This window comes from Aestuariibius sp. HNIBRBA575, from assembly GCF_040932005.1.
In the GTDB taxonomy this organism is placed as follows: Bacteria; Pseudomonadota; Alphaproteobacteria; order Rhodobacterales; family Rhodobacteraceae; genus CANLNM01.
In genome coordinates, this window is record NZ_CP162414.1 from 2,244,665 (window position 1) to 2,268,076 (window position 23,412).

Here is a 23,412-nt window from a genome sequence, read left to right on the forward strand (position 1 = left end):
ACAGTTCGGTTGGGATCATGCCTTCTCAGAGGCAAATCGGCGCTCGACCAGAGTTTTCAGTTTTTCCAGATCCCGTTGGTTTGCGCGACGCATAGCCCCCTGCAAAAAGGGCCGGAAAAGTCGTGTGAACCCTGTCGGTTCACCACGATTGCGCAGCGACATCCGGGTTTTTGTCGCCCCAATCGTTTCCCATTTATAACTGGTTTCCATGGAAAACGGACCATCTGAGCTGCGCATCACCAACCGATCCCCCGGCACCAAATCCACAACTTCGTAAGTGTAGCTCAGGGCGCGCCCCAGAAATTTGGCCCCGAATTTCATTCGGGCGGACTTGGACATTTTGGCCGGTCCAACCCAATCCATCGAGGTGATATTATCGTACCATTCCGGGGCGTTATCCGGATCCACGGCATAGTCATACACCGCGCCGCGTGGTGCGCTGATTTCTATCTGCGTTGTGATATCGACCGACTTGGTCCCCGCACCTTCCATCGTACTCACTACCCTTTAACCGCCAAATCTGTGGGCGTAACCTGCCGTTTTGCGCGGGCCTCTCTCCAGGTGATGAAGCTAACAGACCCTAAAATAACGGCGCCCCCTAACACAACATAGGCGTCCACATGTTCCCCAAACACAACCGCCCCAAGCAGGGTTGCCCAGACCAGTTGCAGGAAGGTCACGGGTTGGGTGACCGTCAAAGGCGCCGCAGAAAAGGCCAACGTCATCGTGTAATGCCCCAATGTGGCAAAGCAGGCGACCAAGAAAAACCACCCCAGATCAGGCAGGCTGGGCGGAACCCAAACCGCATAAGCAAAGGGCGCCAAACCGATGGTAACCGTTATCGACAACATGCCCACGACCACTGCGGGTTTGACTTCGTCGGACATCTGTTTGGCAATCAAATATCCCACCGCAAACCCAAACGCGGTCCCCAGCATCGCGATATGGCCGATGCTGACCTCTCGCAAACCGGGGCGCAGAATGATCAGCGCACCGATGAGGGCAGCGATCACTGCTGCCATGCGTCGGGGGGGCAGTTTTTCCTTTAACAGGATCGCCGCGCCGATGGTCACATAAACCGGCGACAAATAATTCATCGCCGTCACTTCGGCGATGGGAATGCGGGTCATGGCAAAAAACCACAAAATGACGGCCAATGTATGCGCCACGCCGCGCGCTGCAAAAAACGACATCTGACGCTTGGTCAAACGCGCCGCCAAAATCGGCCGCATCATCGGCACCAAAAACACAAGTCCCAGCACATATCGTAAAAACGCCGCTTGGGCGGCGGGAACCGTGTCCCCCACATGTTTCACAATTGCCGTCACCGCGACAAAGCACAGGCCGGTCAGGACCATCCAAAAAATACCAACAATTGGCGACTGAGTTATAGGTTCTCGCATGAGGCCAGCTAGACGACACCCAACCAGAATGTCGAGCGGTTTGTTAGTGCCAAATCAGCCCGATGGCGATGCCCCACATCATCAGGCCAATCAACGTGTCCAAAATCTGCCACGACCGTTCTTGGGCAAACAGCGGTGACAGATACCGCGCGCCATATCCTAAGCAAAAAAAGAACCCCAGCGACCCCAAAGCGGCCCCGATCCCAAAATGAAACTGACTGTCATATTGCGCCGATAGTGAGCCAATCAAAACCACAGTGTCCAGATAAACATGCGGGTTCAACCATGTCAGAGCCGCCAACGTGAGCAGAGCGGTTTTGCGCGACATGCCCTCGCCTTGGCCGGATTTCAGACTTGCCCCACCCCGCCATGCGCTCTTGAAATTGGTGGCCCCATACCAAAACAGAAACGCGGCTCCGCCCCACCGCATCACCGTTTCAAACAATGGAAAGGCTTGGCTGAGGCTGCCCATGCCAGCGATGCCAGCCGTGATCAACAGCGCATCAGACACCGCGCTGAACAGCACCAGCGGCAACACATGTTCCCGGCGCAAACCCTGGCGCAACACAAAGGCATTTTGCGCCCCGATCGCAAAAATCAAAGAAACAGATATAGCGGCGCCGTAGAACAGACTTTGCATGGAAACTCCTCTTTGGGCCTATCTAGATTGTGTGGTAACTTTCTTGTAGTTAATTATATTAACGCTACATAAGGAATGCTTATGCATCTGGACCCCGCCCAACTATCCGCCCTTGCGGCTGTGCTGCGCCACGGGTCGTTTGATGCCGCCGCCCGGGTGCTAAACGTGACCCCACCGGCCATTTCCCAACGGATTAAGGCGCTCGAAGATCAGGTTGGAACCCCATTGGTACGCCGATCCACCCCTTGCCAAGCCACAGACAAAGGCAAAATATTGGCGCGATATGCGGACGATTTGGCCCTGCTTCAAAGTGGCGTTCTCAGCCAATTGAACATCACCGGACGGCCCGTCAATCTGCGGATTGCAGTGAATGCAGACAGTTTGGCAACGTGGTTCATTTCTGCGCTCACGGCCACCGATTTATTATATGAGCTGGAAATCGACGATCAGGATCATTCCGCCGACTGGCTGCGCACCGGAGAAGTTTGCGCCGCGATCACATCGCGTTCTCAACCGGTTCAGGGCTGTGATGTGGTGCCTCTGGGGACGCTCGAATACCTCGCCGTTGCCAGCCCCGCCTTTGTGGCGCGGTATTTTGCGAACGGGATCACCCCTCAGGCCCTGCAATCGGCGCCGATGATTACATTCAGTCCCAAGGATCGTTTGCAACGCGATTGGGCCAGTCACCTGGCGGGTCGTCCCATTCAGCCTCCGACCCATTTGATCCCATCAAGCCAAGCGTTTGTGCATGCTTCCCTCGCCGGAATTGGCTGGGGGATGAACCCAACGAGATTGGTTATGGACCACATCAAACGCGGGGATTTGGTGATTTTGGGGGACGGGACGACCCTGCCCACCCCGCTTTATTGGCAAACAACGCGGCACATGAAATCCGTGTTGGCACCGCTGACACGCGCAGTGATCAAATCGGCGAAATCCGCGCTCCGCCCTTTATAGAATATGGTGCAAAAAATCTGGCCCGAACACCCGGTCCTGAAACCACAAAATGGATGGATAGGCGCAAAGCCACGCCCAGAAAAACCGGTTCAGCCCAAAGAAACACGCATTGCTGAAATGAAAACACGCAGCCACAAATAGCCCCATCATCAGGCTCATCGGGTGCAATAATGTCAACGGAAACACCACCTCAAACCCCATCACGCCCCATGACATCCAAAACAAGGTTCTGGGACGATCCGCCCATTTGCGCAAATTTTCACTAACGGGATAGGCTGAAAACCGAAACACATCACACAGCGCGGTTCCGCTGCGCCATTCCGGATTGATGATTTTGATATAGCCCGACACAAAGTATGACAGCGCCAATTGCACCGCCAGATAGGCAAAAACAAGCTCTTTGAGCGGTTGCGAAGGGGCGGCGTGCACGCAGGCAATGCAGAACAAGATCAAGAAAGTCATTCGATCACTGCCCCCGTTATAAGGGCCTTGAAATCGATGCAGGGAAATCAAAGCCAGCATCAATATTACCCACAATATTGACCCATTTTGCCAGCCAATGATCAACAAAACACACAAAACAGATCGCACACCAAACAACAGCTTCTCTGACTTTGGGCCGACAAAATGCTCCAGACTTTGTTGTAACATCGCCAAAGCCAACATGATTTCAGTCGCCCGCAGCGCCAGTTCAAAACTCATGTGACCCCCAAGTAAGGATCAATCGGCTGGCTTTCGTAATCCACATATTTGACAATTTCTGCCCCCTCTCGACAGACAAAAACCAATCGAAATTGCAGGCGCGAACCGGCGGGTGTTCTGGGGGGCGAACTTGCGATGTCGGCCCATATCCGAGAGTTGATTTCGTCAATGCTGTGCTGGGTCGGATTGGCGATCAGACGTTCCGCGCAAGACACCAAAAACAATTGTTCATTCCATACCGGGTTCCAGACCATGCGGCGCAACATTTGCCAAATCGACAATGTCGCCGGTCGTGGGCGAAATTCGCACCATTGCGCATTGCTGGATGATTGATCCGCCGGCAATATCCGAAATTCCACACGGGGTGACGGCGCGACGGTTTTGAAAAATCGCCACGATGGGATCAATGCTGGCAGTAGCAACATCACAATACGTAGCAAACCAGCCAATCGTGCCCCCAGTTTTACACCTATCAAAACCACAGGAATGCTATCGCAACAGGCTTAACAGAACGGAAATATGCGCGGAGGGCCTGTAAGCCGGATTCTGTCCCCCATTGCTGGGGTGATGACCATTCATCTAAGGACAGGATTGCCCCTGCCCCTCTAGCTGCCAACCCGGATCCCTGGGGTCAGACACCTTGCCCGGATATCGGCCGAAACCGATCACACGGACGCGAGATCCCTATTCGGCATTGCTCCTGGTGGGGCTTGCCATGCCAGTTTTGTTGCCAAAACCGCGGTGGGCTCTTACCCCACCGTTTCACCCTGACCTTGGAAATCCAAGGCGGTCTGTTTTCTGTGGCGCTATCCCTAGGGTTACCCCCGCCGGGCGTTACCCGGCACCATTGCCTGATGGAGTCCGGACTTTCCTCGGATCGAAACCCGCGGCCATCCAGCCCTCCGCACAGGGGTTGGGTATGTCAGGATGTGGGGCCGGTCAACGTCAAAGTCAGGTCAAAGTCCGCGCGCAACAGCTTCGTCAGCGGCACCGCGCGGCCCCTGCGCAAACGGGCGATAGCGATGACGCAACACGTCCAACAGGACCGCGGCATCCGCTGATCCTGTATAACCGGCATTCCGCATCGCCGCGACAAAGCCGTCACCGTCCATTTCAGGGCCGTTCACTGGTTCGGGCCAATGGGCCAGCCCGGCATCGGCCAAACGTTTCCAATCAAACCGTTTTCCCGGGTCAATCTTGCGCCCCGGCGCCGTGTCGGAATGTCCCAGCACCGATTGTGGGGATATCGACCAGCGTGTCAAAATTCCTGCCAGCAATTTTTCCAGCACGGTCATTTGTGGCTCTGAAAACGGATGATCACCGCGATTGGCCAGCTCAATTCCGATGGACTGTGAATTGATGTCGTCACATCCCATCCACGATCCAGCCCCCGCATGCCATGCGCGGTCATCTTCGCGCACCATCTGCCATAGCGTGCCCTTTTCCCCGATCAGGTAATGCGCCGACACTTCTGGTCCGGGATCACATAGACGTTCCAGCGCCGCCTCTGCGCTGTCCATCGCCGTATAATGGATCAAAACCAAAGAAGGCCGCGCCAGATCCCGGCGCGGCCCAAAATTCGGGGATGGATGCCAAATTGGCGTCATCAAATTGATTAGTTTTCGATTGCAGATAAAGGCGTAGCAACAACCGGCGCACTGGGGGCCACAACAACGCGATAGGGCGCCGGGTCCCAGCCACAGGCAAAGCCGTCGCCATCAGGATCAATGCCGCGTGGGTCACGTTCTGGCCCGCCACGGGTCAGAAAATCCATTTGCGCTGCATCCGGGGATTGATATTCCGAACAGCGACGCAAAAACCGGTTCTGAGAGCTAAAGCTGGACCGGTTATAGAGAACTTCACCTTTGGCATTGCTGGTCTGCAACGCATATTGCACGATATTTGGTCCAGCAGCACCTGATCGTTCTGGAATAGATGTGACATCCGCCAGTTGATAGGCTTCGGCTTGCTCTCTCAGGCGGTCCGCATCGCTTTGGATGCTTTCACGTCCCGATACGGCCCCAAAATCCTGTTCATCGGAAATGTTTGGGTTGTTCAGCAATATCGGCGACGCATTGTCCGGATTTGCAGCGACGCCATTTTCGCGGCCAGCCTCAGCCAGCGCGCGATCCGTACGTACACCAATCGATTCACGGTCCTGCCCTTCGGAGGAATTCACGATATTGGTTGTGCTGGTTCCTTGCAGTGCCGCATCACGCTGTGCCCGTTCGATTTCGTATTGCTCAAAATCATCGAACCCAACGCCAGCGCCACTATCTGGCACTGGTTGTGCGCAGGCCGTCAACGCAAGCAGGGCCACAGACCCCAATGTCAAACGCATTTTCATTCCGAAACTCGCCTTTTCATCACTCGTTGGGTGGGATGTTTACCACCACTTGGTTGGTTTGGCTACAAATCCTGCCGCCTGTTCAAGTGCATAGGCAGTATTCAGCAAATCGCCTTCTTCCCATGGACGCCCTATCAGTTGCAGACCCAGTGGCAGCCCCTGTTCGTTCATTCCCGTCGGAACGCTGATCCCGGGCAACCCAGCCAGGTTCACGGTCACTGTGAATACATCGTTCAGATACATCTGAACCGGATCGGCATCCTTCATTTCACCCAGACCAAAGGCCGCAGACGGCGTGGCGGGGGTCAGGATCGCATCCACGCCATCGGCAAACACGTTTTCAAAGTCGCGTTTGATCAAGGCGCGCACTTTGCGGGCGCGGTTGTAATAGGCGTCATAGAACCCAGCGGACAGAACATATGTCCCGATCATCACCCGGCGCTGCACTTCGGGGCCGAACCCTTCGGCGCGGGTTTTTTCGTACATTTCTGTAATGCCGTCACCTGCTGCCAATTTGGCACGATGACCAAAGCGCACGCCGTCATAGCGCGCCAGATTGGACGACGCTTCGGCGGGGGCAATCACGTAATAGGCCGGTAGGGCATATTTGGTGTGCGGCAGGGAAATGTCGACGATTTTCGCGCCTGCATCCTGCAACATTTTGCGCCCTTCGGCCCAAAGGGCTTCGATGTCGGCGGGCATGCCATCCATGTGGTATTCTTTGGGAATACCGATGGTTTTGCCTTTGATATCGCCGGTCAGCATGGCCTCAAAGTTTGGCACGGCCAAATCGGCGCTGGTGCTGTCTTTGGGATCGTGACCACACATGGCTTCTAGCATGATGGCGGCGTCGCGTACGTCTTTGGTCATCGGGCCCGCCTGATCCAAAGAGGATGCAAAGGCCACAACACCCCAACGCGAACAGCGGCCATAGGTCGGCTTGATCCCGGTGATGCCGGTAAACGCGGCAGGCTGGCGGATCGATCCCCCCGTGTCGGTGCCCGTCGCACCAAGGCACAAATCCGCCGCAACCGCAGCGGCAGAGCCGCCGGATGAACCGCCCGGAGTCAGGTTGCGATCATCCACTTTCCAAGGGTTCACAACATCGCCGTAAACGGATGTTTCATTAGAGCTGCCCATGGCGAATTCATCCATGTTCAGCTTGCCCAGCATCACCGCACCATTGTCGAACAATTGGCTGGTGATGGTGGATTCATATTCTGGTTTGAACCCGTCCAAAATCCCGGATGCAGCTTGGCTTGCGACACCTTTGGTACAGAACAAATCCTTGATCCCCAATGGTATACCGTTCAAATCCGGCGCATCCACCCCATTGCGGGCATCGGCCGCTTTGGCCTGTTCCAGCGCCATATCCGGGGTGTTGTGCACAAACGCGTTCAACGTCCCAGAGGCGTCGATTTCGCTCAGGCAGGCTTGGGTCAGCTCAACCGAAGTGACCTCGCCTTTGCGCAGCGCGTCGCGTGCTTCGGAAATTTTGAGTTTGCTTAGTTCAGACATTATTCAACCACCTTCGGCACAGCAAAGAACCCTTCGCGGGCATCGGGCGCATTGGCCAGAACGGCGGGCTGTTGATCGCCATCCGTCACCACATCATCGCGGCGTTTCAAACGCTGAGGCGTCACAGATGTCATCGGTTCAACACCGTCCACATCCACTTCGTTGAGCTGTTCAATAAAGCCAAGGATGTTGTTAAATTCCTGTGCCAGCGCCGGCAGGGCCTCGTCTTCGACCTTGATCCGGGCCAGATGGGCCACCTTGCGGGCGGTTTCGATGTCGATCGACATGCGCGAACTCCGTCTAATTTACGGATCAGCCTTTAACGCGCCCACACGGCTGCCGCAAGAGAGGTCCGCCGGTTGAACGTGATCCCGGCGCGGATTGTGACCTGGATCGCCTATTTCAGCGCTTTGTGGGGCGGTTTTTCCTGCCCTGTGACCCCACGTTCCAAAGAGGTGACCAACCGGGCGGCCTCAGCTTTGTTGGAAATCCCCAATTTGCGATAGGCCGCCTGCACATATTCCGACACGGTATAGACCGAAATGCGGCAGGCGCGCGCCACTTCTTTGCGCGACATCCCACGCGCGACCAAAAACAGAACTTCGCGTTCACGCGGGGATAGATCATCCATCGCCTGCGCATAATCCGGCGACACCATGCGCGGGCGAAACGGGTCATCGTCGGACATTTGCGCGTTTGGATCATCGCCCATCAATTCCTCGATACGGCGGTGGGCCAACAAACAGACAAATCTGAATTCTTCGGCACGTGGGGCGATTTTTTCTTCAAAGACAGGGCGGCTTAGCCGGGTTCCCAGATTGAACCCCCCAAAACGATCCGACCCAATCAACCGCATCGGAATGCCAAGCCCCGTGGTAAAGCCCGATTGTTCGGCGGCCTGACGGATAAACGCGCGTGATTTATCCGATAGATACGTATGCAGATGCAAAAATTCCAAACCGGTCAGGCTGATATCGTAATTGTCACAACACCAGCGCAGAAAAGGATCCGCCGCCAAGGTTTCCCCCGGCGAAGTTTCAGTGTTTTGATAAAGCTCGGGCATATTGGTCAAAGCAATCGGGGATGAAAAATCCGCATCCACCGTCAGGTAGATCACAAATTCGATCCCCTCGCGACGCAACCCTGCGCGCAATGTGTCCCAGACATCTTCTACTCTGTCCTGACGCTCTAGTGCGCCGGCCACATCAAGCAATCCCATCTGCGCACCCCCTTATTAAAGGGGATAGATCAAAACGGGGGTTCAAAGCTAGGTTTGTTTCAGTGCCGCATGGCATTTGGATCTGTTGGCCTGTTTCCCGTATCCCGGCCCAAGCAATTTTTAGCATCAAACCTTTGGGCCGACAGATCCGCCATGGCCGCCCCCTGCGATTGGAATGTTTCAGTTCAACGCCCAGCCATTCTGCGATCGGCAAAGAATTCTACCAATAGATCAGCGGCCTCTTTTTCAGCGATCCCATCATAGATGTCCGGTTTGTGATGGCATTGGCTGTGTTGAAACACGCGCGGCCCCTGCCCGACCCCCCCGGATTTTGGATCGGACGCGCCGTAATATAACCGGTTGATCCGTGCAAATCCGATGGCCGCCGCACACATAGGGCACGGTTCCAGCGTCACATACAGATCATGATTGGCCAGCCGTTCCTGCCCCAATTGGGCACAAGCGGCGCGAATGGCCAGAATTTCCGCATGGGCGGTTGGGTCATTCAATTCGCGGGTGCGATTGCCCGCCTTGGCGATGATCGCCCCCTCTGGGGAAATGATCACAGCGCCCACCGGCACCTCACCACGATCGGCGGCGGCGCGGGCCTCTGTCAGGGCGATATCCATGTAGCTGCGAAACGTCATGCCCCTTGATCAGGGGTTTGGAAATGACTGGCAAGGGGCAGTCAGGGTATTTTTGCCAACAAAAACCCATCTGGTGCGCGGTTTGGGGGATGGCAGGATTGCGCTTTGGCGGCTGGCAGGGGATATGGGGGTATGAATGATACCCCAAAACAGGGCGACCGGATCGCCAAAGTTCTGTCGCGCGCAGGCATTGCGTCGCGCCGCGAAGCGGAACGCATGATCGAAGCGGGCCGCGTGTCGGTGAACGGCGAGGTGATCAATAGCCCGGCGTTGAACATCACGGCTGCGGATAAAATCGTGGTGGACGGCAAACCCGTTGGCGAACCGGAACCACCCAGAATTTGGCTTTATCATAAACCCACCGGGCTGGTGACGACGGAACGCGATGAAAAGGGCCGCGAAACCGTGTTTGACGCATTGCCCAAGGAATTGCCCCGTGTGATGTCCGTTGGCCGGTTGGATCTGAACTCAGAAGGGTTGCTGCTGCTGACCAATGATGGCGGTGTGAAACGCAAACTGGAATTGCCCGCCACGGGTTGGTTGCGCCGTTATCGCGTTCGCACCCATGGCGCGGTCAGCGAAGCGCAATTGGAAACCTTACGTAAGGGCATCGAAGTGGATGGCGTGCGCTATCAGCCGATGGATGTGACATTTGATCGCCAGCAAGGGGCCAATGCCTGGCTGACGATTGCCCTGCGCGAAGGCAAGAACCGTGAAATTCGCCGGGCGATGGAATCGCTGGGCGTGACCGTCAACCGATTGATTCGCCTCAGCTATGGGCCGTTTCAATTGGGACAGCTAAAAGCCGGTGAAGTCGAAGAAGTCAAAGCGCGGGTGGTACGCGATCAACTGGGCATGAGCAAAGACGGTCATGCGGTTTCGCGCCCCAAACCCCAACGCACACGGCGTGAAAAAGGCGGCAAGCCCGGCTCAAAGCCAGCCGGAAAATTCGGCGGAAATCCATCAAGGGGGAAATCCACGCGCGGATGAACCTTGCCCCGCCTGTTTCCATGTGCATTCTTGCTGCAAAATGTCTGATGGGGACTGAGAATGGCCGACCTACTAACACTTGAAAACGCTACAAATTTGATCATGCTCTGCTTTTTGCAGGCGGTTTTGGGTTTTGATAACCTGCTTTATATTTCGATCGAAAGCCAACGCGCACCGGTCGCACAACAAAAAGCGGTTCGGTTCTGGGGGATCATCATCGCCGTGCTGCTGCGGGTGGTGCTGCTGTTTGCGATGATCCGTTTGATCGACGCCTTGGGCGCGCCGTTCTATGAATTCCACTGGGAAGGCATCCTAGAAGGCGGTGTGAACTTTTCCACCATCGTGTTCGTCATCGGGGGCTTTTTCCTGATGTATACAGCGGTGAAAGAGATCGGTCATATGCTGTCAATTGATCATCTGGATCACGATGTCAGCGGCAAATCAGGCAAATCCGCGGTGCGTGTTGTGCTGTTGATTGTCATGATGAACCTGATCTTTTCGTTTGATTCCGTGCTGTCCGCCATTGCGATCACCGATGTGTTCCCAATTCTAGCGACCGCGATCCTGCTCTCTGGGCTTGCGATGTTGCTGTTGGCGGATGGGGTCACGCGGTTCTTGGAAAAAAACCGCATGTACGAAGTTCTGGGCCTGTTCATCCTGTTGATCGTCGGTGTGGTCCTGTTGGGCGAAGCGGGTCAAGCCGCGGTGCATGGCGCTGAGGCCACCGGCATGTCACACGAAGAGGCGCATCATCTGGCGCTGAAACTGTTTGGCCACGAAGTCATTCCGATGTCGAAAACCACGTTCTACTTCTCGGTTGTCGTGCTGTTTGCGGTGGAAATCCTGCAAACCGGCTATAGCCGCAAGCTGAACAAGGAACGCCATGCTCTGCAGGAACACTCGTAAATCGTCGCGAAATCGTTAACATTGACCCGGTAAAGGGGCCTGAGATGCAGAAATCTTTTGGGAAATATACCTATATCCTATTGATCATCGTGATGTTCGGCGTGACGACTGGTTGGCTTGTGGGGTCGTTTTAATGGCTAAAAAATTCGGCGGGCAATTCAGCCCCAACGGATCAGATGGCAAACCCGGCCAGGAATTGTCGGAACGCCGCGTGGATGCCAGCGGGGCGCGGGCGAATGTGTTGTTTGTGCCTGCCATCGTGTTGGCGTTTACATCCTTGCGGGGCGGTCCGGTGGATCTGGCGCTGGGATTGACGGGCGCGGCTGTTCTGGTCCTGGCCGCCCATATGTTACGCGAAGGGCTGCGTGCTGAGGCCGATTATCACTGGCGCAAAATGGCGCGCCGTCCGGCCCTGCCGCGCAAGATTCTCGCCACCGCCCTGACCGGGATCGGCATCACCATCGCCGCGATCACCAAAGAGGCGGGATTTGCGTCCCTGCTTTATGGTGCGGTGGCGGCGGGCCTGCATGTGGCGACCTTTGGCATTGATCCGTTAAAGGACAAAACCGTCGAAGGCATTGATCAATTCCAACAGGACCGCGTGGCGCGCGTCGTTGACCAAGCCGAAGAGCATCTGAGCGTGATCTGGAACCACATCATTTCTACGGATGCCCGTGCGTTGCATGCCCGGGTTGAAGATTTCCAAAAACAAGCCCGCCGCATGATCCGCACCGTCGAAGAGGACCCGCGCGATCTGACCGGGGCGCGCAAATTTTTGGGGGTTTATTTGCAAGGCGCCGAAGACGCGACCGTGAAATTCGTCGAAATTTGGAACCGGGACAAAGATCACGATGCCCGTGCAAAATACGAAGAATTGCTGAGCGATCTGGAAAATATCTTTGCGGCCAAGACCGACAAATTGCTGTTGAATGAACGCAGCGACATGGAAATCGAAATCAAAGTGCTGCGCGACCGTTTGCAGCGTGATGGCGTGTAATCGCGTCGTATTTTAGGGGGACTGATATGTCTGACAGAGTTGCTGATAACATGGTCAAAGCGCAGGCCGCGCTGGCTGAGGTTCAAAAAGTCACCGAAGTGGTTTTGGCGGAACCCAAAAATGAACTGATCACAATCGAGGCCGCGGACGAACCGACCTCTGCTGAAATCACCCGTCGTATGGGTGAAATCAACATGGATGACACCAATTCGATCATTTCCTTTGGATCGGGTGCGCAGGCGGAATTGCAGGAAATTTCCCAATCCATGCTGGCCGGTGTGCGCAACAAAGATGTGGGTCCTGCGGGCGACAGTCTGCGTGAAATCGTGACCACCATTCGCGGGTTCAACGTGTCCGAACTGGACGTGCGTCGCAAACGGTCTTGGTGGGAAAAAATTCTGGGGCGCATGGCCCCTGCCGCCAAATTTGCCGCCCGTTTTGAAACGGTTCAGGGCCAGATCGACAAGGTTACCGATGATCTGTTGCGCCACGAACATGTGCTGTTGAAAGACATCGAAAGCCTTGATGTGCTGTATGATAAAACACTGGCCTTTTACGATGAACTGGCCGTGTATATCGCCGCAGGCGAAGCCAAACTGGCCGAACTGGACGCCACAACCATCCCCGCCAAAGAGGCCGAGGTTCAGGCCGCCCCCGAACAAGACGGCGTGATGAAAGCCCAAGAACTGCGCGATCTGCGGGCCGCACGCGACGATCTGGAACGCCGGGTGCATGATCTGAAACTGACCCGTCAGGTGACCATGCAATCCCTGCCTTCGATCCGGTTGGTGCAGGAAAACGACAAATCCCTGGTGACCAAGATCAATTCAACGCTGATCAACACCGTGCCGTTGTGGGAAACACAGTTGGCCCAAGCTGTGACCATCCAACGGTCCGCCGAGGCCGCCCATGCAGTGCGCGACGCCAATGATCTGACCAACGAACTGCTACAAGCCAACGCGGAAAACCTGCGTCAGGCCAACAAAACCATCCGCGAAGAAATGGAACGCGGTGTGTTTGACATCGAAGCGGTCAAATCCGCCAATGCCAACCTGATCGCCACCATCAACGAAAGTCTGGAAATCGCAGACGAAGGCAAACGCAAACGTGCCGAAGCCGAGCTTGAGCTGCAAAAAATGGAAGAAGAGCTGAAAAACACGCTGTCCGCCGCCAAAGCCAAATCCACCGGTTTGGGCGACACAATTGGTACGGCAACCGGCGCGTGATTTCAGGCCTGAATAAAACGTGGGGCGCAGTGCTGCGCGGCTGCGGATCCGCCATGGTTGTGGCGGGTCTGGTGGCCTGTGACACATTAGGGGGCTTTGAAACCGGGTCGGTTGGCCCGGATGACCCGCCTATTGTGCCCGTGGCCACCCCAACGCGCGCACCACAATTGCGCCCCACGACCCCTGCCCCATCCGCAGCAAGCGAAGAATTGCGTATTCATTTTGCGCGGGTGCAAAATGACCTGTTGGTGCAGGGATTGCTGCGTCAGGATGGCGGTGGCATTGACACCCCCTATAATGACCGCATGCTGACAGAGAACTTTGTTCGCATTGCATTGTTCGACGAATACATATCCGACATCAATGGGTTACGCGCCCAAACCACGGCCAGCTCTTTGCGCCGCTGGGCCGAACCTGTCCGCATTTCCGTGGAATTTGGCGACAGCGTCCCGTTGCACCAGCGCAGCCAAGACGCCGCTAACGTGACCCATTATGCCGCCCGTCTGGGGCGTGTGACGGGTCATCCGATAACCGTCTCGGATGAGGCGCCAAATTTCAACATTCTGGTGCTAAACGAAGATGACCGCGCCGGGTTTGAACCCCGCTTGCGTGAATTGATCCCCGAAATCAAACCAGAAACGATCCGCACATTCATGTCGTTGGATCGCTCGACTTTCTGCATTGTTGTGGCCTTTGCCAAACAGGATGAACACACCTATTCCCACGCCATCGCTCTGATCCGCGGCGAACATCCCGATCTGATGCGGCTGGCCTGTATCCACGAAGAAATGGCCCAAGGCTTGGGTCTGGCCAATGACAGCCCGCGTGCGCGCCCGTCCATTTTCAACGACGACGAAGAGTTCGGCCTGCTCACCACCCATGATGAACAGCTTTTGAAAATATTATACGATCCCCGCCTGACGCCCGGCATGACAGAACCAGAAGCCACCCCGATCGTGCGCCAGATTGCATCTGAGTTACTGGGTGGGCCTGCGTAATTATTGTTTTGATTGAAGGAATTACATAATGAAATCACATCTCAGAGCTGCGATTTTTGGGCTCGGACTGATGCTGCCATCCGCTGTGCTGGCGGATAATTGTGACCAGCCAAACCTGACCGGGTTTGACAGTGTTTATTGTTTTTCCAAAGTCTATCTGGGCGAAGATGCCCGGTTGAACGCAAATTACCAGACCTTGCGCGGCCATTTGTCCAGCAGCCAGACAAACACCCTGCGCACATCGCAACGCAACTGGATTTCAATGCGCGATCGCACATGTATGACCGGGCCAACCACCGTGAATGTAAATTGCGCGCTGTCCCAAACCCGCGCGCGGGCCGATTGGCTTCAGGCGCGGATTACTGAATGCCGTTCGGTAGGCTGTGCAACCAGCCGCCTGAACGAATATTGACACCACCCGAAGGAGACGACCCATGGGCATTTTTGACTTTCTTTCTGGCGAATTCATCGACGTCATTCATTGGACGGACGACAGCCGGGACACGATGGTGTGGCGGTTTGAACGCGAAGCACATGAAATCAAATACGGTGCAAAACTGACCGTCCGCGAAGGTCAGGCGGCTGTGTTTGTGCACGAAGGCCAACTGGCCGATGTGTTCACGCCCGGGCTTTATATGTTGGAAACCAACAACATGCCGATCATGACCACCCTGCAACATTGGGATCATGGTTTCAAAAGCCCGTTTAAATCGGAAATCTATTACGTCAACACGACACGGTTTTCTGATCTGAAATGGGGCACCAAAAACCCGATCATGCTGCGGGATCTTGAATTTGGGCCCGTGCGGATCCGCGCCTTTGGGACCTATACAATCAAGGTCACCGATCCAGCCAAATTCCTGACCGAGATTGTCGGCACAGACGGTGAATTTACCCGCGACGAAATCAGCTATCAGATCCGCAACATCATCGTTCAGGAATTTTCCCGTGCGATCGCGAAATCAGGTATTCCTGTGTTGGATATGGCCGCCAATACCGGTGAGGTTGGCAAATTGGTGGCATCCGCGATTGACCCGGTAATTGCTCAATATGGCCTGTCGATCCCCGAGCTATATATCGAAAACATTTCGCTGCCCCCCGCGGTGGAAAAGGCGCTGGATGATCGCACATCCCGTGGGATTGCCGGCAATCTGGACGATCATATGAAATGGAAAGCCGCAGAATCCATGGGCAATGGCGGTGCTGCTGGCGATGCTATGGGCATGGGCATGGGCGCAGCAATGGGGATGGGCATGGCGCAGGCGATGACCCCTTGGGCCCAGAACAGCGCGCAAAATGCCCCCCAACAACAGGCCGCCGTCGCGCCAATGGCACCTCCGCCTCCGCCCGTTGAACATGTCTGGCACATCGCGGAAAATGGCGAAACCAAAGGCCCATTTTCCAAGGCCCGACTGGCAGAAATGGTCGGCAATGGCAGCCTGAGCCGCGCAACGTTTGTCTGGACCCAAGGCCAAGACGGTTGGAAAAAAGCCGAAGACGTTATCGAACTGGCGCAATTGTTTACGATCATGCCCCCCCCGCCACCTCCGGGGGTCTGATCGTTGCAGCGTCCGGGCGACGCCATGGAACGGATTTTCGCCCAAACGGGCGGCGCGGCAGGCCCTAGATGGGGCCTGCGGGGCGATCCGTTGCTATGGGATGCCTTAAAGGACCATTTCACCACCCATCCCGATCCGTCTGATATCAGCGATTTTAAGGCGCGATTGCACCAGCTGATCAACGACATCATCGGGATGAATTTACAAACCGCGCCCGCCCATATCCCTGTCCCGGCTTTTTATCGCGAAAATGGGGGGATGTCGTCGGGCATGGTGGCGCGCGATACTTGGCTGCTTGAATTGGTTCCTTTGCTTGAGGAACGGTTCAAAGACCTGCACAACCCCCTGACCTAACCCGTTTTAATTCCTATCAAATACCGGATCACCCAATGTCGGACTACCCAGAAGACCTGCCCGCCCCAACAGATGAACACCGGTTTCCCTGTGATCAATGCGGTTCCGATTTTCGGTTTGATCCCGCCAAAAACCAACTGATTTGCGACCATTGCGGCAATCAAGGTGCGATGGACCCGGACGGCCCATGGACCGGTGGCAGCCTGCGCGAATTGGATTTCAAAACGGCGCTGAACAACGCGCTGCCGGACACCGAAATAGAAGAAACCCGCGTTGTCACTTGCCCCAGTTGTGGGGCATCGACGGAATTTGACCAGACAATTCACGCGGCGGAATGCCCGTTTTGCGCGACCCCTGTTGTGACCGATACGGGCACGCACCGTCAGATTAAACCTAAGGGTTTGCTGCCTTTTGGCCTAACAGAAGAGCAGGCCCGCGACGCCATGACCAACTGGTTGGGCCGTTTGTGGTTCGCGCCCGGTGGTTTGCAGGAATATGCCCGCAAAGGGCGAGCTTTGTCTGGGATTTATGTGCCGTATTGGACGTTTGATGCGGATACAAAATCGGACTATTCCGGCCAGCGCGGCACCCATTATTATGAAACAAAAACCGTCACGCGAAATGGTAAAAAACAAACCGTGCGCGTGCGCAAAACCCGCTGGCGGTCTGTGACGGGCCGGGTTGCGCGGTTTTTTGATGATGTTCTGGTTCTGGCGTCGCGCAGTCTGCCGAAAAAATACACGGACGGGTTGGAACCTTGGGATCTGACCGAATTGGAGCCCTATCAACCGGAATATTTGGCGGGTTTTCGCGCTGAAGGCTACCAAGTCACCCTAGAAGACGGGTTTGCCGAGGCCCGCAACATCATGGATCGCCAAATCCACCGGGACGTCAAATTTGACATTGGTGGCGATGCCCAGCGCGTTCGCAACGTCGATACCGAAATCAAGGATATCACGTTCAAACATATCCTGCTTCCGGTCTGGATGGCGGCCTATAAATACCGCGGAAAAACCTATCGGTTTGTGGTCAACGGCCGCACGGGACGGGTACAGGGCGAACGCCCGTGGTCGGCCTGGAAAATCGCCTTTGCGGTTCTGTTGGGTCTCTTGGTGGCTGGGGGCATTGGCTATGTATTGGCGCAGCAACAATAGCTTGAAATACAGGCATGTTTGCGCTAACAGCACCTCAAAAGGGAGAGTGGCATGATCTTATGTTGTGGTGAGGCGCTGATTGATATGTTGCCGCGGCAAACCCAAGCGGGCGAAGCCGCATTTGCCCCATATCCGGGCGGCGCTGTGTTCAACACATCCGTGGCTTTGGGGCGTTTGGGCGCGCCGGTTTCGTTCTTTTCCGGGCTCAGCGACGATCTGTTCGGTGATATGTTGCGCGATGCCTTGGCGGCGTCCCAAGTGGATGCAACCCCGGTTCATACATCCAGCCGCCCCACGACATTGGCCTTTGTCAAATTGGTCGATGGACAGGCCACATATGCGTTTTATGACGAAAACACCGCCGGGCGCATGGTGGCGCCGGACGAGTTGCCAAATGTGAACGCGCAGGCCTTGTTTTTTGGTGGCATTTCATTAGTTGGCGACCCGTGCGGGGCAACCTATGAAACCCTGATGTTGCGATCTGCCCCGACAAGCGCGGTGATGTTGGACCCAAATATCCGCCCCAGTTTCATAAAAGACGAACCCGCCTATCGTGCCCGGTTGACGCGGATGCTCAGCGTGGCGGACATCGTCAAAGTATCCGATGAGGATCTGGAATGGATCACGGGCGACACCGATCCAAGCGCGTTATTGGATATGGGAATAAAGCTGGTTTGCATGACCGAAGGTGCCAAAGGGGTGCGCGGCCTGACCAATGACATGGACGTTTTTGTGCCCGCCAACAAGGTTGAGGTGGCCGACACAGTTGGCGCAGGTGACACGTTTAACGCCGGCCTATTGGCCAGTTTGCACAAGAGCGGCGCATTGACCAAATCCGGCATTGCCACCCTGTCAGAAACCACATTGACCACGGCGTTGGCCTATGGTGCCAAAGCGGCCGCAATCACCGTGAGCCGCGCCGGGGCAAACCCGCCTTGGGCCACCGAACTATGAGGGCGCTGATCCAACGCGTTAGCAACGCCTCGGTCACGGTGGATGGCACCATTATTGGTGAAATCGGCCCCGGTCTGTTGATTTTGGTCTGCGCCATGGATGGGGACAGCCCGGATTTACCGGCGAAAATGGCTGCTAAAATCAGTAAGTTGCGCATCTTCAAAGATGAGTCCGGAAAAATGAACAAATCTCTGATGGATATCGGGGGCAGCGCGCTGATTGTCAGCCAGTTCACTTTGGCCGCTGATACGTCCCGCGGCAACCGCCCCGGATTTTCCGCAGCCGCCCGACCGGATGTGGGAAAACAAGCCTATGAGGCATTTTGCACCGAAATGCGCAGCCTTCAAATCCCTGTCGAAACCAGCGCGTTTGGGGCCGATATGCAGGTGCGGCTGCTGAATGATGGCCCGGTCACAGTGTCCATTGAACTGTAGTTGACGAGGCACAAACTCCGGTATGTGCAGTCGGCCCCGTTACGATGGACGCGGCATAATCAAAGACATCGCAAATAGCCCCGCAGCGGTGCACACAATGGTTGGCCCCACCGGCGTATTCGCCCAAATCGCAATCTGTAATCCACCAAGTGCAGCAATCGCACCGCAGAGGCCAGACAGAACCGCCATTGCTTCTGGGCTGCGGGTGATGCCACGCGCGGTTGCGGCGGGAATGATCAACAGGGCGGTGATCAACAACGCCCCGACAACTTTGATGGCGACCGCAACGACCAATGCCAACAGCAGCGTAAGGATCAGCTGTTCGCGGTGCGGATTGATCCCGGCGGCCATGGCCAAATCCCGGTTCACCGTTGAGGTCAACAAAGCCTGCCATTGCCATGTCAGCACCGCAACAACCAGCGCGGCCCCCCCCCAAATCACCACCAGATCAGCGCGTCCAACGGTCAACACATCCCCAAATAAATAGGCATCCAGATCCACGCGCATCCCCGGGATCAGCGCCACGGCGACCAAACCAGCAGCCAACCCTGAATGGGACAATACGCCCAAAACGGTGTTGGTTTCACGCCCTTGCAACTCAAGGAAAAACAGCGCCAGCCCCATCAACAGGGCAATCGCGATCACCCCGACAAACACGGACATCGAAAAGGCCAATGACACCGCGACACCCAATATCGCGGCATGGGCGGTGGCGTCTCCGAAATACGCCATGCGCCGCCACAGCACAAAACACCCCAACAAAGAGGCCGCCAACGACGTTCCCAGCGCAGCCAAGGCAGCGCGCACTAAAAAATCGTCCAGCATTACTGCGCCTCTTTGATTTGGGGATCGTCATGGGAATGGCCACAGGTTGCGCTATGCACATGGCTTTGGGTGTCGCCACCGTGGGAATGGTCGTGGTCATGCCGATAAAGCGCCAGGGCCCCGCCCGTCCCAGTGCCAAACAGTTCGCGATAAGCGGGCGCTGCAGAAACGACTTCGGGGGTGCCCGCGCAGCAGACATGCCCATTCAAGCAAATCACACGGTCGCTGGCGCTCATGACGACGTGCAGTTCATGACTGACCATCAACACGGCACATCCCAGCTGATTTCGCATATCTTCGATACGTTGGTAAAACGCGGCTGACCCTGGTTGGTCCAAGCCTTGGGTGGCTTCGTCCAAAATCAGAATATCGGGTTTCGACAAAATAGCGCGGGCCAGCAATACGCGCTGAAACTGCCCGCCCGACAATGCGGACATCTGCCGTTTTTCCAACCCGTCTGCCCCTGCCTCTGACAGGGCCTTTTGCGCGGCCTTTGTGCTGGTTCGTTTGGGCAGATCCAAAAACCGCCGCACCGAAATCGGAAGCGTTTGATCGATATGCAGTTTTTGCGGCACATACCCGATTTTTAGGCCTGCCTTGCGCGTGACACTGCCAGAATCGGGCCGGATCGCCCCCAACAGCACCCGCATCAACGTCGATTTTCCGGACCCGTTTGGCCCAACAATGGTGACAATTTCACCGGCATCGATGTGAAAATCCACATCGTCTAGCGCGGCCAGCGATCCATGACGCACCCCGACGTTTTTTGTTGTGATCAGACGCATTGGGTTTCCTGTGTGCAGGCGGGACATGTTCCAATCGCTTCCACGATCACCTCTTCTAGATGGAATCCGGTTTTTAGCGCCTGATCGTCAAACGTCCCTGCCCCAGCGGTTTCGACCTCGGCCACGTCCCGGCAAACGCGACAGATCAGAAAACCGGGGCGGTGCATTTGCCCGGAATGGGCACAGGCCACAAACGCATTCAACCGTTCAATCCGATGGGCAAATCCGTTTTCGGTCAAAAAACTGAGCGCGCGATAGGCCACCGGGGGTTTGTCGCCAAACCCTTCTTGGCCCAGACGTGCCAAAACATCATAGGCCCCCAGAGCTTTGTGATTTTCCAGTAGAATTTCCAACGCACAACGGCGCACGGGCGTGAATTGAAGACCACGCAGGGCACAGGCCTGTTCAGCCGCCATCAACGCCGACGTTTTACAATCGCCATGATCATGTTCGCTAAACTCAATGGATGTTTCACGCATTTTTCGTCCCAACCAAAAGCCGTCTCTGTGGTGATGTGATTTTTGTTATTGACGGCACGTTATGTTATCACATAGCTACCGGTGTCAATGTTATAAAGTAACGGACCATGATCAAAAAAACCCTCCTTCTCGCCTTTGCTGCGACGCCCTCATTTGCGGAGGCACCTCAGGTTGTCACCGACATCGCCCCGATCCATTCGTTGACCGCTATGGTCATGCAAGGCGTTGGAACGCCAGAGCTTTTGCTGCCGCCCGGCGCGTCACCGCATGATTTTTCGATGCGCCCGTCTGATGCAAACATGTTGTCGGATGCGGATGTTGTGGTTTGGGTCGGTCATGGGCTGACACCTTGGCTAGAGGCACCAATCGAAACATTGGCGGGCAATGCGGCCACGGTTGAATTGGTCGAATTGGGTGATTGGCCCAGCTTGCCGTTGCGGGACATGTCGCATTTCTGGAAGTCAGAAGATGGCGAGCATCACGATGACCACGATGACCACGATGACCACGATGACCACGATGACCACGGGCATGACGATCACGATCATGGGTCAATAGATCCCCATGCTTGGCTCGACCCAATGGTGGCGGTTGCATGGCTTGGGCAGATTGCACAGGTTCTGGCGGAAACTGATCCTGATAACGCCGAAACCTATTTGCAAAATGCGGATCAGGCCGCTCAGATGTTGAACGAATTATCTGCCCAGATCACGGCCGATTTGGCCCCCTTTACCGCCACGGATTTTGTCGTGTCACATGACGGATATCAGTATTTTGAACAGCGGTTTGATCTTCATGCGATTGGTGCGATCACATTGTCAGATGCTGCCACACCCGGCCCTGCCCATTTGTCTGAACTGCGCGATGAACTTGCAGAGCATCAGGTCACATGTGTGATGACCGATCCGCAAACCAATCCTGAATGGGCCGCATTGATTGCAGAAGGCACCGATGCAAAACTGTTTGAAATTGATGCGCTGAGCGGTGGCACGCAAACCGAGCTTGGCCCCGATTTATACCCGGCAATTTTGACCCAAATGGCGCAACAATTCCAATCCTGCTTGACGTCAAACTCTTAGGAGAAGCGCTATCACAGCATCTTTTCAAACAGATGCAACCGATGAAGCGGCACCCCGCCTACCTTTTGCGCTTGGGCAAGGCTGGCGGGGTTTTCATCCGCAATCCAAGTATTTGCCATTTTTTCATATCCCGCCTTTTGCAAAGACCGGATCATGTGGCGCAGCATCACCGGCGCCACACCCAAATTTTGCAAGTCCGGCATCACGCCGACAAAAATCACCACAGCGCGTTTGTTGAAAAACCGATGTTTCAAAAAATGCCAAGGCAGCATCCACCCCAACCGGGACCGGATCGCACGCAAAAACGGGTTCACATCCGGAATGCAGATCACGCAGGCTGCGGGTTTGTCCTGATAGGTCAACATGGTGGATATGCGCGGGTCCAAAATCCACTTCATGTCTTTGGCCTGAAACGCAAATTCTGTTTTGCTGACAGGGACAAACATCGGGTTTTTTTGAAACGAGGCATTCAATATCTCGCGGGCGTCTTCGATCCGGGCGGCGATGTTTTTGCGTGTGATGGGAACAAACGAAAATGCCGGATCATCCATGATCGCTTGATGTTTGGGCCCGGGTTTCAGTGGCGCAACCGCCGTTAGATCAACCTCAAACGTGGTCATCGGAAAAACCGCCTGATAGCCGCATTTGTCCAGCAATGTCTGCAAATACGGCGGGGACCAGATTTGGTCTGTATAAGGCTCATTTTGAAAGAAATCGGTGACCACCCCAATTTGTTGCATTGCCGTCAGATTAAAATTGCCCGCGATCCTTGTCATCCCTTGGGCGCGACACCAGTCTTCGGCTTGCTGCAGCAAAGCCTGCGCGACCTCCTTGTCATCAACACAATCGAAATAGCCAAAACACCCACGCAGTTCGTGATGGCATTCGTTGCTTTCGTGATGAATATGCGCCGTGATCCGCCCCAGAACCCTGCCGTTTTTATGTGCGGTCCAATAGGTCAGTTTGCTGGCCCCAGAAAACAGTGGATTAGAGGGGGCCAAAAACCGTTTCAAATCCGATTTTAACGGCGACACATAGGGGGATGCGTGCCCATAGGCGGCAAAAGGCGCTTCGAAAAACGCTTCAAAATCACCCTCTCGCAGTTCCAAGCTCATCGCGCACCTTCGCTTTGATCCCGTATTACGGGGGGCGACGGTAAATTGGCAGGCCTGAAATCCATACCTTGTCAGGCCATTCGCCCCCCATAGGCATGTTACCCCCGCTGGTTCCATACGGTTT

28 protein-coding genes and 1 other RNA gene are annotated in these 23,412 nt (G+C 55.5%); 13 read left to right on the forward strand and 16 right to left on the reverse strand.

All coding sequences use genetic code 11. The annotated features are described in order from the left end of the window. Nucleotides 1-15: 15 nt before the first annotated feature. Genes AB1F12_RS11300 through AB1F12_RS11310 form a run of 3 tightly spaced genes read right to left on the reverse strand, consistent with a single transcriptional unit; the run spans nucleotide 16 to nucleotide 2,043 of the window. Entirely contained in the window at nucleotides 16-492 is a 477-nt protein-coding gene (locus tag AB1F12_RS11300) for an SRPBCC family protein (RefSeq protein WP_368188360.1), read from the reverse strand. Between the two features lie 8 nt (nucleotides 493-500). Continuing rightward, nucleotides 501-1,403: a DMT family transporter gene (locus tag AB1F12_RS11305; RefSeq protein ID WP_368184412.1), complete on the reverse strand. Its 903-nt coding sequence runs from the start codon at nucleotides 1,401-1,403 to the stop codon at nucleotides 501-503. A 43-nt stretch (nucleotides 1,404-1,446) separates the two neighbouring features. Beyond that, nucleotides 1,447-2,043 (reverse strand): LysE/ArgO family amino acid transporter, encoded by a 597-nt coding sequence (locus AB1F12_RS11310; protein ID WP_368184413.1) that lies wholly within the window; start codon nucleotides 2,041-2,043, stop codon nucleotides 1,447-1,449. Between the two features lie 81 nt (nucleotides 2,044-2,124). Between AB1F12_RS11310 and AB1F12_RS11315 the strand changes: the two genes are divergently transcribed. After that, nucleotides 2,125-3,000, forward strand: a complete 876-nt coding sequence (locus tag AB1F12_RS11315) for a LysR family transcriptional regulator ArgP (protein ID WP_368184416.1) — start codon at nucleotides 2,125-2,127, stop codon at nucleotides 2,998-3,000. On the opposite strand, the gene AB1F12_RS11320 is transcribed toward AB1F12_RS11315, so the two are convergent. The 9 genes from AB1F12_RS11320 to AB1F12_RS11360 form a co-directional block, all read right to left on the reverse strand. Continuing rightward, nucleotides 2,995-3,702, reverse strand: a complete 708-nt coding sequence (locus AB1F12_RS11320; protein WP_368184418.1) for an HTTM domain-containing protein — start codon at nucleotides 3,700-3,702, stop codon at nucleotides 2,995-2,997. The genes AB1F12_RS11315 and AB1F12_RS11320 overlap by 6 nt on opposite strands. Next, entirely contained in the window at nucleotides 3,699-4,151 is a 453-nt protein-coding gene (locus tag AB1F12_RS11325; RefSeq protein ID WP_368184420.1) for a hypothetical protein, read from the reverse strand. The genes AB1F12_RS11320 and AB1F12_RS11325 overlap by 4 nt, the downstream gene beginning before the upstream one ends. 70 nt (nucleotides 4,152-4,221) lie before the next feature. Next, nucleotides 4,222-4,608, reverse strand: an RNA gene (rnpB, locus tag AB1F12_RS11330) — RNase P RNA component class A. Between the two features lie 50 nt (nucleotides 4,609-4,658). Next, a complete protein-coding gene (locus tag AB1F12_RS11335; RefSeq protein ID WP_368184423.1) occupies nucleotides 4,659-5,309 on the reverse strand; it encodes an N-acetylmuramoyl-L-alanine amidase in 651 nt (216 codons plus the stop codon). Between the two features lie 8 nt (nucleotides 5,310-5,317). Next, nucleotides 5,318-6,049 carry a hypothetical protein gene (locus AB1F12_RS11340; RefSeq protein WP_368184425.1) on the reverse strand — a complete coding sequence of 244 codons (732 nt, stop codon included), beginning with the start codon at nucleotides 6,047-6,049 and terminating at the stop codon, nucleotides 5,318-5,320. Between the two features lie 39 nt (nucleotides 6,050-6,088). Beyond that, a complete protein-coding gene (gene gatA / locus AB1F12_RS11345) occupies nucleotides 6,089-7,567 on the reverse strand; it encodes an Asp-tRNA(Asn)/Glu-tRNA(Gln) amidotransferase subunit GatA (protein ID WP_368184427.1) in 1,479 nt (492 codons plus the stop codon). Further along, on the reverse strand, nucleotides 7,567-7,854 hold the full coding sequence (gene gatC, locus AB1F12_RS11350) for an Asp-tRNA(Asn)/Glu-tRNA(Gln) amidotransferase subunit GatC (protein WP_368184429.1): 288 nt from the start codon (nucleotides 7,852-7,854) through the stop codon (nucleotides 7,567-7,569). Before gatC ends, gatA begins: the two co-directional genes overlap by 1 nt. Nucleotides 7,855-7,964: 110 nt before the next feature. After that, nucleotides 7,965-8,786, reverse strand: a complete 822-nt coding sequence (locus AB1F12_RS11355) for a LuxR C-terminal-related transcriptional regulator (protein ID WP_368184431.1) — start codon at nucleotides 8,784-8,786, stop codon at nucleotides 7,965-7,967. 185 nt (nucleotides 8,787-8,971) lie between these two features. After that, on the reverse strand, nucleotides 8,972-9,433 hold the full coding sequence (locus tag AB1F12_RS11360) for a nucleoside deaminase (RefSeq protein ID WP_368184434.1): 462 nt from the start codon (nucleotides 9,431-9,433) through the stop codon (nucleotides 8,972-8,974). A gap of 132 nt (nucleotides 9,434-9,565) precedes the next feature. On the opposite strand from AB1F12_RS11360, the gene AB1F12_RS11365 reads away from it, so the two are divergent. The 11 genes from AB1F12_RS11365 (at nucleotide 9,566) to dtd (ending at nucleotide 19,005) form a co-directional block, all read left to right on the forward strand. Continuing rightward, the gene (locus AB1F12_RS11365; protein ID WP_368184436.1) at nucleotides 9,566-10,423 is read left to right on the forward strand and encodes a pseudouridine synthase; all 858 of its coding nucleotides are present in this window, start codon (nucleotides 9,566-9,568) and stop codon (nucleotides 10,421-10,423) included. 60 nt (nucleotides 10,424-10,483) lie between these two features. Beyond that, nucleotides 10,484-11,329: a TerC family protein gene (locus tag AB1F12_RS11370; protein ID WP_368184438.1), complete on the forward strand. Its 846-nt coding sequence runs from the start codon at nucleotides 10,484-10,486 to the stop codon at nucleotides 11,327-11,329. 133 nt (nucleotides 11,330-11,462) lie between these two features. Continuing rightward, nucleotides 11,463-12,326, forward strand: coding sequence for a 5-bromo-4-chloroindolyl phosphate hydrolysis family protein (locus AB1F12_RS11375; RefSeq protein WP_368184440.1), 864 nt, complete (start codon nucleotides 11,463-11,465; stop codon nucleotides 12,324-12,326). A gap of 26 nt (nucleotides 12,327-12,352) precedes the next feature. Continuing rightward, a complete protein-coding gene (locus tag AB1F12_RS11380; protein ID WP_368184442.1) occupies nucleotides 12,353-13,552 on the forward strand; it encodes a toxic anion resistance protein in 1,200 nt (399 codons plus the stop codon). After that, nucleotides 13,549-14,550, forward strand: coding sequence for a DUF2927 domain-containing protein (locus AB1F12_RS11385; protein ID WP_368184445.1), 1,002 nt, complete (start codon nucleotides 13,549-13,551; stop codon nucleotides 14,548-14,550). The genes AB1F12_RS11380 and AB1F12_RS11385 overlap by 4 nt, the downstream gene beginning before the upstream one ends. A 28-nt stretch (nucleotides 14,551-14,578) precedes the next feature. After that, nucleotides 14,579-14,962 carry a lysozyme inhibitor LprI family protein gene (locus AB1F12_RS11390; RefSeq protein ID WP_368184447.1) on the forward strand — a complete coding sequence of 128 codons (384 nt, stop codon included), beginning with the start codon at nucleotides 14,579-14,581 and terminating at the stop codon, nucleotides 14,960-14,962. A gap of 22 nt (nucleotides 14,963-14,984) precedes the next feature. Then, on the forward strand, nucleotides 14,985-16,109 hold the full coding sequence (locus tag AB1F12_RS11395; RefSeq protein ID WP_368184448.1) for an SPFH domain-containing protein: 1,125 nt from the start codon (nucleotides 14,985-14,987) through the stop codon (nucleotides 16,107-16,109). 24 nt (nucleotides 16,110-16,133) lie between these two features. Next, nucleotides 16,134-16,463: a hypothetical protein gene (locus AB1F12_RS11400; RefSeq protein WP_368184450.1), complete on the forward strand. Its 330-nt coding sequence runs from the start codon at nucleotides 16,134-16,136 to the stop codon at nucleotides 16,461-16,463. Nucleotides 16,464-16,498: 35 nt separating this feature from the next. Then, entirely contained in the window at nucleotides 16,499-17,617 is a 1,119-nt protein-coding gene (locus AB1F12_RS11405; protein WP_368184451.1) for a primosomal protein N' (replication factor Y) - superfamily II helicase, read from the forward strand. A gap of 51 nt (nucleotides 17,618-17,668) precedes the next feature. Then, the gene (locus AB1F12_RS11410; protein WP_368184452.1) at nucleotides 17,669-18,571 is read left to right on the forward strand and encodes a carbohydrate kinase; all 903 of its coding nucleotides are present in this window, start codon (nucleotides 17,669-17,671) and stop codon (nucleotides 18,569-18,571) included. Next, on the forward strand, nucleotides 18,568-19,005 hold the full coding sequence (dtd, locus tag AB1F12_RS11415; RefSeq protein ID WP_368184454.1) for a D-aminoacyl-tRNA deacylase: 438 nt from the start codon (nucleotides 18,568-18,570) through the stop codon (nucleotides 19,003-19,005). The genes AB1F12_RS11410 and dtd overlap by 4 nt, the downstream gene beginning before the upstream one ends. 39 nt (nucleotides 19,006-19,044) lie before the next feature. On the opposite strand, the gene AB1F12_RS11420 is transcribed toward dtd, so the two are convergent. The 3 genes from AB1F12_RS11420 to AB1F12_RS11430 are packed head-to-tail and all read right to left on the reverse strand — an operon-like array spanning nucleotide 19,045 to nucleotide 21,094. After that, entirely contained in the window at nucleotides 19,045-19,830 is a 786-nt protein-coding gene (locus tag AB1F12_RS11420) for a metal ABC transporter permease (RefSeq protein ID WP_368184456.1), read from the reverse strand. After that, nucleotides 19,830-20,615, reverse strand: coding sequence for an ATP-binding cassette domain-containing protein (locus tag AB1F12_RS11425; protein WP_368184458.1), 786 nt, complete (start codon nucleotides 20,613-20,615; stop codon nucleotides 19,830-19,832). Before AB1F12_RS11425 ends, AB1F12_RS11420 begins: the two co-directional genes overlap by 1 nt. After that, a complete protein-coding gene (locus tag AB1F12_RS11430) occupies nucleotides 20,606-21,094 on the reverse strand; it encodes a transcriptional repressor (RefSeq protein WP_368184459.1) in 489 nt (162 codons plus the stop codon). The genes AB1F12_RS11425 and AB1F12_RS11430 overlap by 10 nt, the downstream gene beginning before the upstream one ends. 107 nt (nucleotides 21,095-21,201) lie before the next feature. Here AB1F12_RS11430 and AB1F12_RS11435 point away from each other — a divergent pair, with 107 nt between their 5' ends. After that, complete coding sequence (locus tag AB1F12_RS11435; RefSeq protein WP_368184461.1) at nucleotides 21,202-22,173, forward strand: zinc ABC transporter substrate-binding protein; 972 nt, start codon at nucleotides 21,202-21,204, stop codon at nucleotides 22,171-22,173. An 11-nt stretch (nucleotides 22,174-22,184) separates the two neighbouring features. Here AB1F12_RS11435 and AB1F12_RS11440 read toward each other — a convergent pair whose 3' ends face one another. Continuing rightward, nucleotides 22,185-23,288 (reverse strand): GNAT family N-acetyltransferase, encoded by a 1,104-nt coding sequence (locus AB1F12_RS11440; RefSeq protein ID WP_368184462.1) that lies wholly within the window; start codon nucleotides 23,286-23,288, stop codon nucleotides 22,185-22,187. Nucleotides 23,289-23,412 lie beyond the last annotated feature (124 nt).